At 60.0% G+C, this 13,747-nt stretch carries 12 protein-coding genes and 1 riboswitch; of the genes, 6 read left to right on the top strand and 6 right to left on the bottom strand.

Going from position 1 to position 13,747, the window contains the following annotated elements:
- Positions 1-179: 179 nt before the first annotated feature.
- Together AO064_RS19040 and AO064_RS19035 are read left to right on the top strand one after the other, a co-directional pair.
- A complete protein-coding gene (locus AO064_RS19040; protein WP_015886313.1) occupies positions 180-731 on the top strand; it encodes a cytochrome b in 552 nt (183 codons plus the stop codon).
- Positions 732-763: 32 nt separating this feature from the next.
- Positions 764-1,342, top strand: coding sequence for a YceI family protein (locus tag AO064_RS19035; protein WP_046034960.1), 579 nt, complete (start codon positions 764-766; stop codon positions 1,340-1,342).
- 201 nt (positions 1,343-1,543) lie between these two features.
- On the opposite strand, the gene rhlE2 is transcribed toward AO064_RS19035, so the two are convergent.
- The 5 genes from rhlE2 to ahcY all read right to left on the bottom strand — a co-directional run bounded on the left by rhlE2 (position 1,544) and on the right by ahcY (position 8,109).
- A complete protein-coding gene (rhlE2, locus tag AO064_RS19030; RefSeq protein WP_015886311.1) occupies positions 1,544-3,430 on the bottom strand; it encodes an RNA helicase RhlE2 in 1,887 nt (628 codons plus the stop codon).
- A 221-nt stretch (positions 3,431-3,651) separates the two neighbouring features.
- Entirely contained in the window at positions 3,652-4,443 is a 792-nt protein-coding gene (locus AO064_RS19025) for a substrate-binding periplasmic protein (protein WP_064054302.1), read from the bottom strand.
- 63 nt (positions 4,444-4,506) lie between these two features.
- Positions 4,507-5,589, bottom strand: a complete 1,083-nt coding sequence (locus AO064_RS19020; protein ID WP_064054301.1) for a hypothetical protein — start codon at positions 5,587-5,589, stop codon at positions 4,507-4,509.
- Between the two features lie 78 nt (positions 5,590-5,667).
- A complete protein-coding gene (metF, locus tag AO064_RS19015) occupies positions 5,668-6,513 on the bottom strand; it encodes a methylenetetrahydrofolate reductase [NAD(P)H] (RefSeq protein WP_015886308.1) in 846 nt (281 codons plus the stop codon).
- Positions 6,514-6,699: 186 nt separating this feature from the next.
- Positions 6,700-8,109: an adenosylhomocysteinase gene (ahcY, locus tag AO064_RS19010; protein WP_015886307.1), complete on the bottom strand. Its 1,410-nt coding sequence runs from the start codon at positions 8,107-8,109 to the stop codon at positions 6,700-6,702.
- Between the two features lie 21 nt (positions 8,110-8,130).
- Positions 8,131-8,237, bottom strand: a riboswitch (S-adenosyl-L-homocysteine riboswitch).
- A gap of 198 nt (positions 8,238-8,435) precedes the next feature.
- On the opposite strand from ahcY, the gene AO064_RS19005 reads away from it, so the two are divergent.
- From AO064_RS19005 to AO064_RS18995, 3 genes are all read left to right on the top strand, one after another.
- On the top strand, positions 8,436-8,840 hold the full coding sequence (locus tag AO064_RS19005) for an acyl-CoA thioesterase (RefSeq protein WP_010207175.1): 405 nt from the start codon (positions 8,436-8,438) through the stop codon (positions 8,838-8,840).
- 97 nt (positions 8,841-8,937) lie between these two features.
- Complete coding sequence (locus AO064_RS19000) at positions 8,938-10,869, top strand: patatin-like phospholipase family protein (RefSeq protein ID WP_064054300.1); 1,932 nt, start codon at positions 8,938-8,940, stop codon at positions 10,867-10,869.
- A 71-nt stretch (positions 10,870-10,940) separates the two neighbouring features.
- Positions 10,941-11,828: a formate/nitrite transporter family protein gene (locus AO064_RS18995; RefSeq protein WP_064054299.1), complete on the top strand. Its 888-nt coding sequence runs from the start codon at positions 10,941-10,943 to the stop codon at positions 11,826-11,828.
- Here AO064_RS18995 and AO064_RS18990 read toward each other — a convergent pair.
- On the bottom strand, positions 11,822-13,081 hold the full coding sequence (locus tag AO064_RS18990; protein WP_064054298.1) for a cation:proton antiporter: 1,260 nt from the start codon (positions 13,079-13,081) through the stop codon (positions 11,822-11,824). The two genes, AO064_RS18995 and AO064_RS18990, sit on opposite strands and share 7 nt — an antisense overlap.
- A gap of 206 nt (positions 13,082-13,287) precedes the next feature.
- Here AO064_RS18990 and AO064_RS18985 point away from each other — a divergent pair, with 206 nt between their 5' ends.
- Entirely contained in the window at positions 13,288-13,674 is a 387-nt protein-coding gene (locus AO064_RS18985; protein ID WP_043206031.1) for an MAPEG family protein, read from the top strand.
- Positions 13,675-13,747 lie beyond the last annotated feature (73 nt).

Raw genomic sequence — 13,747 nt, 5'->3', positions numbered from 1 at the left:
GAATTCGCGGTAAACACAGGACGGTCTGTCACGTTTCTTAGGAATAGTCCTTAATCCTTGGTTAACTTATTGTGCATAGGCTCTTGATCGTATTTCTCGATATTTCAAAGCGAAATTTTCCGCTTTAATTCGATAGGTAAATCGCTAGTCTTGGGCGCAGCTCTTACGGGATTTGGGACATGCAGCTACGTAATTCTTCGGCCCGCTATGGTTGGGTCAGTATTGTTTTGCATTGGGGCGTGGCCCTGGTGGTGTTCAGCTTGTTCGCCCTGGGCTTGTGGATGGTCGGCCTCGACTACTACAGCGCCTGGCGCAAAGACGCGCCGGACCTGCACAAGAGCATTGGCATCACGCTGTTCGCCATCATGCTGGTGCGTATCGTCTGGCGCCTGGTAAGCCCGCCGCCACCACCGCTGGCCAGCTACAGCCGCCTGACCCGTATCGGTGCGGCGTTCGGCCACGCGTTCCTGTATCTGGGGCTGTTCGCCGTGATGATCGCCGGTTACCTGATTTCCACCGCAGACGGTGTCGGTATCCCGGTGTTTGGCTTGTTTGAAATTCCTGCCGTGGTTTCCGGTCTACCGGACCAGGCAGACACTGCGGGCGTGGTGCACTTGTACCTCGCTTGGGTGTTGGTGGTCTTTGCCGGCTTGCACGGCGTGGCTGCGTTGAAACACCACTTTATTGATCGTGATGTGACCCTTACGCGAATGCTGGGGCGCAAAGCCTGATGTTCAACCTCGACTCACAAGGAATAGAAAGCATGTTGAAAAAGACTCTCGCTGCTCTGGCCATCGGTACTGCCCTGCTGTCTGCAGGTCAGGTGATGGCGGCTGACTACAAGATCGACAAAGAAGGCCAGCACGCCTTCATCGACTGGAAAATCAGCCACCTGGGCTACAGCTACATCCACGGTACCTTCAAGGACTGGGATGGTACGTTCAGCTGGGATGCCGCCAAGCCGGAAGCCAGCAAAATCGCGGTCGACGTGAAAACCGCCAGCCTGTGGTCCAACCACGCAGAGCGTGACAAGCACATCGCCAGCAAAGACTTCCTGGACGTTGCCAAGTTCGCCGACGCCAAGTTCGTGTCCACCGCCGTTAAATCTACCGGCGAGAAAACCGCTGACGTAACGGGCGACCTGACCTTTCACGGCGTGACCAAGCCTGTGACCTTCAAGGCGACCTTCAATGGTGAAGGCAAGGATCCATGGGGCGGCGAACGTGCTGGCTTCAACGCCAAGACCACCGTCAACCTGAACGACTTCGGCATCAAAGGCCCAGGCCCGTCCTCGCAGACCGTGGACCTGGACATCTCGCTGGAAGGCGTCAAGCAGAAGTAATGTCTGGCTTGGCAATGCGGTCCTTGTGGGAGAGGGCTTGCCCTCGATAGCGGTGTGTCAGTTAAAAGTAGGTCAGCTGACACTCAGCTATCGGGGGCAAGTCGAATCGTCGTACCGCCCCTTCCACATCGGATCGTTATTGAGTCCAAAAAAAATGCCCCGCATCGAAAGATACGGGGCATTTTTTATGGGGCTAAAAACTCAGCGGTTGCGAGTCAGCAATGCTGGCTTTTCACCACGAGGACGGCCTGGCAACTGATCCAGTTGCTCGGGTGTCGGGAAGCGATCCGCTTTCGACTCCTTGTGGATGATCTTTGGCGCTGGGCCACCGCGCGGATTCTGCACGGCCGGTTCGGACAAGCGAGGCTGGTCGTCACGGGCTGGGCGGCGGTTGTTGCTGCGCGAGTCTTCGCGACGGGCTTGGCCGTCACGCGGTGCGCCATTACGCGGGCCGCTGCGCTTGGCCGGTGGAGTGCCGGTGGTGCCGCCGCTGCTGTTGCGTGGGCCGTTCTGGCGAGCGCCTTGTGGCTGACCGCCACGTGGAGCGCCTGCGCCTGCACCTTGTGCAGGCGCGCCGGGACGACGGCCACGGCCTTGGGCCGGCTTGGCCTGAGGCACGTAGTCAACGCGGTTGCCGAAGTTATCCACGTCGTCGTCGAGGAACTCGTCCGGGGCACGGTCAGCGGCGGCGCGTGGCGGCTGGCTCGGCTGGCGCTGTTCGCGGGCCGGGGTGCCTTCACGGGGCTTCTGCTCGCGGGCTGGGCGTTCGCCACGGCCGTTGGTAGGCGCTTTTTCCTTGCCGCCCTTGTCCTTGCCCTTGTCGCGCCGACCACCGCCGCCACCGCCGCCGTTCGGGCCATCACCCTTCGGACCGCGTGGGTTGCGTGGGTTGCGCACGTCCGGACGCTCGCGCACTTCAGGCTTCTCAGCCTCTACGGCGCTGGCATCGAAGCCCATCAGGTCGCCGTCGGCGATTTTCTGCTTGGTCATGCGCTCGATGCTTTTCAGCAGTTTTTCTTCGTCCGGTGCAACCAGGGAAATGGCTTCACCCGAACGACCGGCACGGCCGGTACGGCCGATACGGTGCACGTAGTCTTCATCGACGTTTGGCAGCTCGAAGTTGACCACGTGTGGCAGTTGGTCGATATCCAGGCCGCGGGCGGCGATATCGGTGGCCACCAGGATGCGCACGGAACCGGCCTTGAAGTCCGCCAGGGCTTTGGTGCGCGCGTTCTGGCTTTTGTTACCGTGGATGGCGACAGCGGTGAGGCCGTGCTTGTCCAGGTACTCGGCCAGACGGTTGGCGCCGTGCTTGGTACGGGTGAACACCAACACCTGTTCCCACGCGCCGGCGGTGATCAGGTGGGCCAGCAGCGCACGCTTGTGGCTGGCGGCCAGGCGGAAGACGCGTTGCTCGATACGCTCGACCGTGGTGTTCGGCGGCGTGACTTCAATGCGCTCAGGGTTGTGCAGCAGCTTGCCGGCCAGGGCAGTGATGTCCTGGGAGAACGTTGCCGAGAACAGCAGGTTCTGACGTTTGGCCGGCAGGCGGGCGAGGACCTTTTTCACGTCATGGACAAAGCCCATGTCGAGCATGCGGTCGGCTTCGTCCAGCACGAGGATTTCCACGTGGGACAAATCGACGCTGCCTTGGCCGCACAGGTCGAGCAAACGACCGGGGCACGCCACCAGCACGTCCACACCACGGGACATGGCCTGAACCTGTGGGTTCATGCCGACGCCGCCGAAGATGCAGGCACTGACGAACTTCAGGTCGCGGGCATACAGCTTGAAGCTGTCGTGCACCTGGGCGGCGAGTTCGCGGGTTGGGGTCAGGACCAGTACGCGCGGTTGGCGCGGGCCGTGACGCTGGGATTTGTCCGGGTGACCGTTGGGAAACAACCGCTCCAGAATCGGGAGGGCGAAACCGCCGGTTTTACCAGTACCTGTCTGAGCCGCAACCATCAGGTCGCGACCTTGCAACACGGCGGGAATGGCCCGCTGTTGCACCGGAGTAGGCTCGGTATAGCCCGCTGCCTCGATGGCGCGGACTAAAGCCTCGGAGAGACCGAGGGAAGCAAAGGACATGAGTAATCCTGTTTTAGTTAGGGCTTGGCCCAAAGGGATAATCTTGCCGGGCGTGAATGGCGCTTAGGGGAGCGCAACCCCGTCCGGTCCTGCTGCGTCTGGCGGGCACTCCACCGGCTCGCGCGGGCTGAAAGCTGCGCTGTAGCGGGGTTGGGTGCCTTTTTCAAGACCTCAGCGGCCGGGCGTGAGCCTGGCGGAAAGGCCGGAGTATAACAGAGCAATCACGGTACGCTGCTTTCCTGCTGCTCAACGGTGTGTCCAACCCCCGTAATTGCTTGGATTCCACCATATTTGATGCTCAAAGCGGTGTACGCAGGTTCTTGTTTGAAGCGTTTGAGCTCGGCGGCAAAGCGTTGTACCAGCAGATCCATGCCCGCGCCACGGCGCACCGCAAGGAACTGCGGCTGGTGGCTGACCACAGCCGGCGCCTGACTGACCTTGCCCTCCAGGCCCAGTGCCTTGATCACATGCTGGCCTACCCGGCGGTCGGTGATCACCAAATCGATGCGTCCCAACATTAATTTGCCGAAGTTGGCCTCATGGCTGGGGGCCGCTTCGCGGTTGAACAGGGTGGAGTCGCTGAATGCTGCGCCGTACAAGTAACCCGGCGACGTGCCGACGGTCAGGTCGCGCAGGTCTTCGAGGCCCTGGACAGGGTGGGGGCGATCATTGGCATAGAAGAGCACGAAATTCACTTCCGACAGCGGTTCGCTGGGGTATAGAAGCACGGCGTCGCGCTCGTGGCTGTGGAAAATGTCCAGCGCCCCGTCGGCCTGGCCTTGGTCGAGCATGGCCAGGCAGCGCTTCCAAGGCAGGAATTGCCATTGCACCTCAATACCCAGGCGCTGGAACACGATCACCGTGGTTTCGTAGTCCAGCCCGCGCATCGTGCCGTTGTCGTCGTACACATAAGGCGCCCATGGCTCGGTGACAATGCGCAATTTCTCGCCATAAGCCGCCAGGCTCAGGCAAGTAAAGAGGGCAGCAGTCAGCAACTTCAGAATGACAGGCATGCCCTGAGGTTACGACGCTCCTGCCTTAAAGAGAAGCTCTGGCACGCGCATCCGCGGGCGGGGCTATTTGGCGGGTGAGGTCATCAAGTGTTCGTAGATCGCGGTGCGCCGCTCGCCGAGAATCAGGCGTACCACGGGGTTGGCGAACCAGTGTTCCAACTGATGCGCGTCAAGCGGGCGCTTTTGACGTTCCTCTTGGTTTTGTCGGGCTTTGTCCCACCAAACCGGGCCACACGCCTGATCGAATTCGTTCTCGTGCTCGTAGCAGCCGTAGAGGATTTCGCGGATGAACTGCTGCTGGTGCTTGGGTAACAGCAGGGTGATCAGCTTGTAGAGCAAGCGCTGCGGGCGGGGAGGGCGCGGCAGGTGCGAGGAGACCTGGCGGGTGTCGGCCAGTGCCAATGCGCTGGTAGGGGCGGCCGCATGCTTGGCGATCCAGGCCTTGACCTTGGCGCGAAACAGTTGCTTGCGACTCCAGTAATGATGGATCAGGTCGGGGCACTCGCGCACGTTGACGCTGCGATAAGCGGCAATCGACAGGCAGAACTCTTCGAGGGTGTAGGCGCCCTCGGCATAGGGAAACAGTTCGTCCATCAACGCGATGGAGCGGTCGAGGATGTGCGCGTCCTGTTGCGTCAGGCCCATGACCCCGGAATTGAGGGTCATCATGTCATCGTCGGCGACGCCCATGTCCAGCAGGCGCTGGCGCAGCGCGGTGTACAGAATACTTTCGGGGTTGTCGCCGTACTTGGTGTAGAAGGCGTTGCACAGCAGGGTGCCGGGTTGCACGCGCTCGAACAGGTCCATCGGTGAATGATGGAAGAACGTGTCGGTGTCGATCAGCATGGCCACCGGCGACTCTGCCAGCACTTGGCGCAGCACCACATGTTTGGTGCGGAAGTGATAGCCGTGTGGCTCGCTCCAGCGTTTGCGAGTGGCTTCGTCCAGCGGGCGCACGCGCACCGGCAAAAGGCGATAGGGCTCGGGGTTATCGCTGAATACCTGGATATCCACGGCGGCGTCCGGGGTGTCGTTCAGGAAGGCCAGCGCGCTGGCGATGCTGAACACCGCTTCCTGGTGGTAGGTCTCGGAGCCGAAGACCAGGTAGACCAGTTGCGGGCGGGAAGTCGTGGACACTGTATTCATGGACTGCTGGGTTCCGTGGGCATGTAAAACGACAAAGGCCCTCGTCGAGACGAGGGCCTTGGCACAGCCGGACAAGCTTCAGCGTGGCAGCTTGAGGTTGTTCCAGATGGCAAGGCTGGGTTCAGCCTGGTTCAGGGTATAGAAGTGCAGGCCTGGCGCGCCACCTTGCAACAATTCTTCACACATTGTGCTGATGACCTGTTCGCCGAACGCCTGGATGCTCTTGACGTCGTCGCCATAGGCTTCCAGTTGTTTGCGCACCCAGCGTGGGATTTCGGCCCCGCAGGCGTCGGAAAAGCGTGCCAGCTTGCTGTAGTTGGTGATCGGCATGATGCCCGGCACGATCGGGATGTTCACCCCCATGGCCCGTACACGCTCGACGAAGTAGAAGTAGCTGTCGGCGTTGAAGAAGTATTGAGTGATCGCGCTGTCGGCGCCAGCGTTGGCCTTGCGCACGAAGTTCTGCAGGTCGTTTTCGAAGTTGCGGGCCTGGGGGTGCATCTCCGGGTACGCCGCCACTTCGATGTGGAAGTGGTCGCCGCTTTCTTCACGGATAAAGCTCACCAGGTCATTGGCGTAGCGCAGCTCACCGCTGGCCATGCCCATGCCGGACGGCAGGTCGCCGCGCAGGGCGACGATGCGCTTGATGCCGGCTGCCTTGTATTGGGTCAGCAGGCTGCGCAGGTCGGCTTTGCTGTCGCCCACGCACGACAAGTGCGGAGCGGCGGGAACTTTGACTTCACTTTCCAGCTGCAGCACGGTGTTGATCGTGCGATCACGGGTCGAACCGCCGGCGCCGTAGGTGCAGGAGAAGAAGTCGGGGTTGTAGCTGGCCAACTGCTTGGCAGTCGCCATCAGTTTTTCATGCCCAGCATCGGTCTTGGTCGGGAAGAATTCGAAGCTGTAGCGACGGTCTTGGGACATGGTAATACCCTTTGAAACTCAGAATGCCGACGGTGCCCCCCTGTAGGAGCGAGCTTGATGTGGCGAGGGAGCTTGCTCCCGCTGGAGTGCGAAGCGCTCCCAAAATCTTGGGGCCGCTTCGCAGCCCAGCGGGAGCAAGCTCCCTCGCCACAACAAGCCCGCCCCAGCAAAGCAGGGGGCTGTTACTCAGTAACGGTAAGCGTGCGGCTTGAACGGACCTTCAACGGTCACGCCGATGTAGTCGGCCTGGGTCTTGGTCAGTTGAGTCACCACGCCGCCGAAGCCGCGGACCATTTCCAGGGCCACTTCTTCGTCGAGTTTCTTCGGCAATACTTCCACGGTCAGGCGCTCGGCTTTCTGGGCGGGCGACAGGTCGGCGTACTTCTGGCCGAACAGGAAGATCTGGGCCAGGACCTGGTTGGCGAACGAACCGTCCATGATGCGGCTTGGGTGGCCGGTGGCGTTGCCCAGGTTAACCAGGCGGCCTTCAGCCAGCAGGATCAGGTAGTCGTCGTTCTGGGCGTCGAACGCGCCAGCACCGGTACGGTGAACCTTGTGTACCTGTGGCTTCACTTCTTCCCATGCCCAGTTCTTGCGCATGAAAGCGGTGTCGATTTCGTTGTCGAAGTGACCGATGTTGCAGACAACAGCACGCTTCTTCAAGGCTTTGAGCATGTTCGCGTCGCAAACATTCACGTTACCGGTGGTGGTCACGATCAGGTCGATCTTGCCAAGCAGGGCCTTGTCGATGCTCGCTTCGGTGCCGTCATTGACGCCATCGATGAACGGCGAAACCACTTCGAAGCCGTCCATGCAGGCTTGCATGGCGCAGATCGGGTCGACTTCGGAGACCTTGACGATCATGCCTTCCTGACGCAGGGACTGGGACGAGCCCTTGCCCACGTCACCGTAGCCGATCACCAGGGCTTGCTTGCCCGACAGCAGGTGGTCGGTGCCGCGCTTGATGGCATCGTTCAGGCTATGACGGCAGCCGTACTTGTTGTCGTTCTTGCTCTTGGTCACCGAGTCGTTGACGTTGATGGCCGGGATTTTCAGCTCGCCCTTGGCCAGCATGTCCAACAGGCGGTGTACGCCCGTGGTGGTTTCTTCGGTCACGCCGTGGACGCGGTCCAGGATTGCTGGGTACTTCTTGTGCAGCAGCTCGGTCAGGTCGCCGCCGTCGTCGAGGATCATGTTGGCATCCCAAGGCGCGCCATCTTTCAGGATGGTTTGCTCCAGGCACCACTCGTACTCTTCTTCGGTCTCGCCTTTCCAGGCGAATACCGGGATACCGGCGGCAGCGATGGCGGCAGCGGCCTGGTCTTGAGTCGAGAAAATGTTGCAGGACGACCAACGTACTTCGGCACCCAGGGCAACCAGGGTTTCGATCAGCACGGCGGTCTGGATGGTCATGTGGATGCAGCCGAGGATCTTCGCACCCTTGAGCGGTTGCTCAGCGGCATACTTGCGGCGCAGGCCCATCAGGGCAGGCATTTCGGATTCGGCGATAAAGGTTTCACGACGGCCCCAGGCGGCGAGGGACATGTCGGCGACTTTGTAGTCGTTGAAATCTGCAGGCGTGTTTACTGCGCTCATGAAGAGCCTCCATTCGTAGTGTGCGAATGGGCGCCGTTGTGCGTTTAGTATCAGGCCAGGTGGACCAGGCCGGACAACGCCCCATCCGAGCCTGACAGGTTGAACCTGCTGCAGCGCCCCTCGGACAGGTGGCGGGAGAACGGTATCAACTGAAGATGACCGTTTTGAAGCGGGGGCGATTATAGCCGTGTGCGCCAGACTTCCCAAGCCTTTCTGTCGGCAACATGAAGATCGCGCATGGGCGTGATAGGCAATGGCTCATAGAGCTTGGGGCCGGGCTCTGCCATGATGTTGCCCATCATTTCGCAACACGCTTTGGAGTGACCATGAACTTCCACACCCGCAAATGGGTAAAACCCGAAGACCTCAACCCCAACGGCACCCTGTTCGGCGGCAGCCTGTTGCGCTGGATCGATGAAGAAGCGGCGATCTATGCCATCGTCCAACTGGGCAACCAGCGGGTGGTCACCAAGTACATCTCCGAAATCAACTTCGTCAGCGCCTCGCGCCAGGGCGACATCATCGAGCTGGGCATCACCGCCACCGAGTTCGGCCGCACCTCCATCACCCTGACCTGTGAAGTACGCAACAAGATCACGCGTAAGAGCATCCTCACGGTAGAGAAAATGGTCTTCGTCAACCTCGGTGAAGATGGCCTGCCAGCGCCTCATGGCCGCACCGAGATCCGGTACGTGAAGGACCAGTTCAAGGACGACAGTCTTCCTGAGTAACAAACCCTCGGCGTGATTTGCTTTACCAAATCATTCCGCATGGATCTCTGCCAGGCTCTCTCATCACTCAGGACCACACCCTGTAGAGAGCCTGCGTATGAAAGTGATTAACTCGATCGCCCGGAATCAACCCGCATGGAGTGATAAGGCTCATTCCCCGACCCAGCACCCTGTGAAGACGGCGCTGGTGGAGGGCGTGGGCGAGCGCAATGTGACGCTTCTACGCGATAGTAAGGGGCGGGTAGAGGTGATTTTATCGGCGCCGCCCGTCACGAGCCTGGTGTTGAGCGGTGGAGGGGCCAAGGGCGTCGCTTTTTCGGGGGTGGTGCAGGCGCTTGAGGACGCCCGGAAGCTGAACGGTATTCAGTCGATATCCGGCTCATCCGCCGGTGCGATTTCGGCGGCGTTGATTGCCAGCGGAATGGGCGCTGCGGCATTTGACCGGTTGTCGGACAGCATCGATTTACCAAGCCTACTGAACAGCCAGGACGCCGTGACGGCCTGGATGCAGGATGCCTGTACGACACTTGGCAAATGTGCGGGGCGTTTGCCCGGTGGTGTCGGCACTATTTCCCGTTTGTTGATGACCTTGGCGCCGCGCCTGCAGACTGAAGCCCTTCCCCTTGAGGAACTGATCCGCAACGAGTCGCGCGCGTCGATTCTTGGTCATATCGCGCAAAGCCCTCGAGAAACCAGGCCGACCGAAGTCATGAGTATTACTGACAAGCTGAATGCGGGTGGCGCACCCACGTTTGGTGATCTCGAGGTGTTGAGCCGGCATATTCCTGCGATCAAGCAACTCAGTATCACCGGTAGCGGCATGTTTGATGGCCGCCCGCAATTAGTGATGTTCAATGCCAGCCTGACTCCAGCGATGGATATTGCCCGGGCCGCGCATATTTCGGGTTCGTTACCGGTGGTGTTCAAAAAACCGGTGGAACAAGGTCATGCCTTCCAGGCATCAGCTGAAAAAACCGCATTCAAGGATGGTGGGTTGCTGCTCAACACTCCGGCGCCAGGTGTTGTGGCGCGGCCATGTTCCGATAGTCCGCTGAACAAGCTTGAATCGCTGATCGTTAAATTTGAGTCCAGCTCTTCTGATGCATCCGCTCGCAGTGGCAGTTTTTTCAGCAGTCTGGCCGACCATCTCGTGGGCGTTGAGCATTCGGCCGCTGGAGCGTTTCAGGATAAAAGGCTCGAAGCGTTCGCCGATCAGATTGTGACACTGCCCCTGAAGACCGAAAAAGGCGACTTTACGGGTCTGCTCAATGGCACGGTCAACTCCACTATGCAGGATGAGCAGAAGCAACTTCTGCAGACGAAAGCGCGACAAGCGGTGGAGACGCATTTGGAGCGACGGACCAAGGCACTTGAGCATCATTCGTTCCAATCACTGAATGAAGCCGTGCTGGCCATGGATGATGAAATGCTCGCCAGCGTGCAACCCACGCTGCAAAGCGACCCGGCGGTCGCGGATGTGCTGATGTTTCGGAAAAACGCGCAACAGGCGTTGCGAAACCTGGATGGTGCGATCACCCAGGCCAATCAGTCACAGGGCTCCCTGGTGTTCACGCCGAACATTTCATCGGCCCTGCGTGACTTGGATGCCCTTGCCCGACGGCCAGAGCATATCGACTGGTTGGGGCGCAGCCTCAATGTTGCAAGTCAGCGCAACTTTCAGCAATTGCTGCAAGTGGCGGCCAAACAGATCGAAAGTGATGCAATGCCTCTGTCCAAAGTCATCGGCGGTGCAGTGACCGAAATGAAAGTGCGCGATATTTCGATGAAAGCTGAAAACTTCACACGGGAAGTGATCTACCCCTCGTTGTTTCGGCCAGGCCAGCCCAAGTCTAACGTTGAACTGTTGCACCGTGCGGCTCAGGACCTGGCTCGGGCTACTACCCCCAGCGAATTCAACCAGGTACTCGACACCATCAGTGGTCACTACAAAGCGCGTAACAAGCCCTGGGACAAGGCGCGCCGCTCAACCACCGTGGAGATGGCAAAGGCCTGGAGGGTGCAGGTTTAGTTGTGTGGCCACTGAACAGCTACTGTGGCGGCGTGTCGTAGCTACAGGCACCCCTAGGACTCTGGAACATCATGGCCACTCAAGCAGACGGCAAGACCCCAAACCTGTCGCAGGAAGAGCAACAGGACGTGGACGAGAACCAACCACCCCGTGCGGCGGTGTTGCATGAAATCATCCGTACACAGGGTGACCAGGAACTGGAGCGCAGTGTTGCTGCCTTGTGGTGGTCGGCATTGGCGGCCGGGTTGACCATGGGCCTTTCGCTGATGGCCATGGGGCTGCTCAACTCTCGGCTGCCGGATGGCGAAAGCTTTAAGGTTATCGCCAGCTTCGGCTACTGCGCAGGGTTCCTGGCAGTGATCCTGGCGCGCCAGCAACTGTTCACCGAGAACACCCTGACCGCTGTTTTGCCGGTGATGAGCAAACCCACGCTAGGCAATGCCGGGCGATTGTTACGGCTATGGACAGTGGTGCTGGTGGGCAACCTGTGCGGCACCTTGCTGGTGGCTTATGTGATGTTGCACCTGCCGATCTTCGACACCAAGACCGACCTGGCCTTCCTGGAAATCGGCCGCAAGATCATGGAAAACGACGCCGGCCAGATGTTTGCCAAGGGCATCGTCTCCGGCTGGATGATCGCCACCATGGTGTGGATGATCCCCTCCATGGAAAGCGCCAAGATGTGGATCATTATTCTGATCACCTACCTGATGGCTCTGGGCGACTTCACCCATATCGTCGTCGGCTCCGCCGAGGTGTCGTACCTGGTATTCGCTGGCGAGTTGCCGTGGAAGGATTTCTGGCTGGTGTTCGCCGGGCCGACCCTGGCGGGCAATATCATTGGCGGCAGCTTTATCTTTGCGCTGATCAGCCATGCGCAGATTCGCAGCGAAAGCAGTCTGCCGGGCAAGAAAGCTGCGGACCCGAGGCATCCGCAGCAGATCGACAAGGCTCAGTGAGCGTCCGGCGCGGCCTGGGGATCGTCCCGGGTCACGCGCTTGACCAGCTTGCCGATGCTCAACCCCTGCAGCAGGATCGACGACAGCACCACGATGTAGGTGATGCTCAGCAGCAAGTCGCGCTCCGGGCCCAGCGGCAGGGCCAATGCCAGTGCCACGGACACCCCGCCACGCAGGCCACCCCACGTCAGGATGCGGATGGTCCCGCGTGGCACTGTGCGCCAGCGCCGCAGCAGCAGGATGGCCGGTGCAACCGTCAACAGACGCGACAGCAGGATCGCCACGGCCAGCAAGCTGGCGGCGAACACGTGCAGCCAGTTAAACGGCAACAGCAGCAGCTCCATGCCGATCAGTGCGAACAGCAGCGCATTGAGCATGTCATCGAGCAATTCCCAGAAGCCGTCCAGGTAGCGCCGGGTCATGTCGTTCATTGCCAGTTTGCGCCCCAGGTTGCCGATGATCAGCCCGGCGACCACCATCGCAATCGGTGCCGAAACGTGCAGTTCGGTGGCCATCGCCGAGCCGCCGATGACCAGGGCGAGGGTCAGCATCACCTCGATCTGGTGCTGCTCGATGCTCTTGATCATCAGGTACACCAGGTAGCCGATCAGGCCACCGAACACCACGCCGCCAATCGCCTCATGGGCAAACAGCATCGCGGTGGCGCCCACGGTCGGCGTTTCGCCTAACTGTGCAATGCCCAGCAAAACGGTAAACACCACGACGGCCGTGCCATCGTTGAACAGCGACTCACCGACAATGGTGGTCTTCAATGGCTTGGAGGCGTTGGCGGTACGCAGCACACCCAGTACCGCAATCGGGTCGGTGGGGGAAATCAGCGCACCGAACAGCAGGCAGTAGAGGAAGCTGACGTGCCAGCCGAACAGGGCAAAGATGTAATACGCCAGGCTGCCGATCACCACGGTCGCGATCAATACGCCGAAGGTCGCCAGTAGGCCGATGGGCCAGCGGTAGCTGCGCAGGTCGTTGAGGTTTACGTGCAAGGCACCGGCGAACAGCAAGAATGAGAGCATCCAGTTCATCAGCAGATCGCCGAAGTCGATCTGGCCAATCAGTTGCTGGATGCGCTCTTCCAGGCCTGGATAGCCGAGAAAACTCAAGCCTTGCAGGATCAGCGAAAACAGCAGGGCCGTGACCATCACGCCGATGGTGGGCGGCAGGCCAATGAAGCGGAAGTTCACATAGGTGAGCAGGGTGGTGAGGCAAATGAAGGCGGCGACAAGTTCAAGCATCCGGGGTCCTTGGAAGTTGGGTGGAAGAGCGTTAATGGGGGATGGACCGCAACCTCTGCACGATGTTGCAGGGCTGGGGGCAAATCACCGATAGAACCTTTTGCGGGGCTGGCGGCTCATAGCGATGGGTGCGGCGTTTCATGTTGAGTGCTAAAACTCTAAATTCTGCTTCAAACTAAAAAGCAAACTAAAAAAAGGAATCAGTGATGACGGTGGCCTTCTGGTGTGTGTTGATCGCAATCTTTCTGCCTTATCTGTGCACAGGGGTGGCCAAGTTCAGCGGTGGCAAGTTCGGGCCGCGGCAGAACCACGACCCTCGCGCGTTCCTGGACACCCTCGAAGGGGTTGCCAAGCGTGCCCACAGTGCTCAACTCAACAGCTTTGAAGTGACGCCGGCATTTGCGGCGGCAGTGATTATCGCGCACTTGGCCGGTACGGCTGAGTTGGTCACCATCAATGTGCTGGCCGTGCTGTTTATCACCAGTCGCCTGCTGTACATCATCTGCTACCTGGCCGACTGGGCGATCGCTCGCTCACTGGTGTGGTTCGTGGGTATGGCGCTGATTGCGAGTTTCTTCTTCGTCTCGATCTGAAGGCTGAAGCAGAGCCACTGTTGGCGCGGTGTTTGTAGTGAGCGGGCTTGCCCCGCGCTGGGTGGCGAAGCCG

This window comes from Pseudomonas marginalis, assembly GCF_001645105.1.
Lineage (GTDB): Bacteria > Pseudomonadota > Gammaproteobacteria > Pseudomonadales > Pseudomonadaceae > Aquipseudomonas > Aquipseudomonas petroselini.
This window is presented reverse-complemented; position numbering and strand designations above follow the sequence as displayed.

Bases quoted from the DNA above. Each gene is read 5' to 3' on its own strand.
- AO064_RS19025 (WP_064054302.1), bottom strand. From the start codon at position 4,443: ATGCCTGTCATTCTGAAGTTGCTGACTGCTGCCCTCTTTACTTGCCTG.
- AO064_RS18985 (WP_043206031.1), top strand. From the start codon at position 13,288: ATGACGGTGGCCTTCTGGTGTGTGTTGATCGCAATCTTTCTGCCTTAT.
- AO064_RS19005 (WP_010207175.1), top strand. From the start codon at position 8,436: ATGAACTTCCACACCCGCAAATGGGTAAAACCCGAAGACCTCAACCCC.
- metF (WP_015886308.1), bottom strand. From the start codon at position 6,513: ATGTCCCAAGACCGTCGCTACAGCTTCGAATTCTTCCCGACCAAGACC.
- AO064_RS19035 (WP_046034960.1), top strand. From the start codon at position 764: ATGTTGAAAAAGACTCTCGCTGCTCTGGCCATCGGTACTGCCCTGCTG.
- ahcY (WP_015886307.1), bottom strand. From the start codon at position 8,109: ATGAGCGCAGTAAACACGCCTGCAGATTTCAACGACTACAAAGTCGCC.
- rhlE2 (WP_015886311.1), bottom strand. From the start codon at position 3,430: ATGTCCTTTGCTTCCCTCGGTCTCTCCGAGGCTTTAGTCCGCGCCATC.
- AO064_RS19040 (WP_015886313.1), top strand. From the start codon at position 180: ATGCAGCTACGTAATTCTTCGGCCCGCTATGGTTGGGTCAGTATTGTT.
- AO064_RS18995 (WP_064054299.1), top strand. From the start codon at position 10,941: ATGGCCACTCAAGCAGACGGCAAGACCCCAAACCTGTCGCAGGAAGAG.
- AO064_RS19020 (WP_064054301.1), bottom strand. From the start codon at position 5,589: ATGAATACAGTGTCCACGACTTCCCGCCCGCAACTGGTCTACCTGGTC.
- AO064_RS18990 (WP_064054298.1), bottom strand. From the start codon at position 13,081: ATGCTTGAACTTGTCGCCGCCTTCATTTGCCTCACCACCCTGCTCACC.
- AO064_RS19000 (WP_064054300.1), top strand. From the start codon at position 8,938: ATGAAAGTGATTAACTCGATCGCCCGGAATCAACCCGCATGGAGTGAT.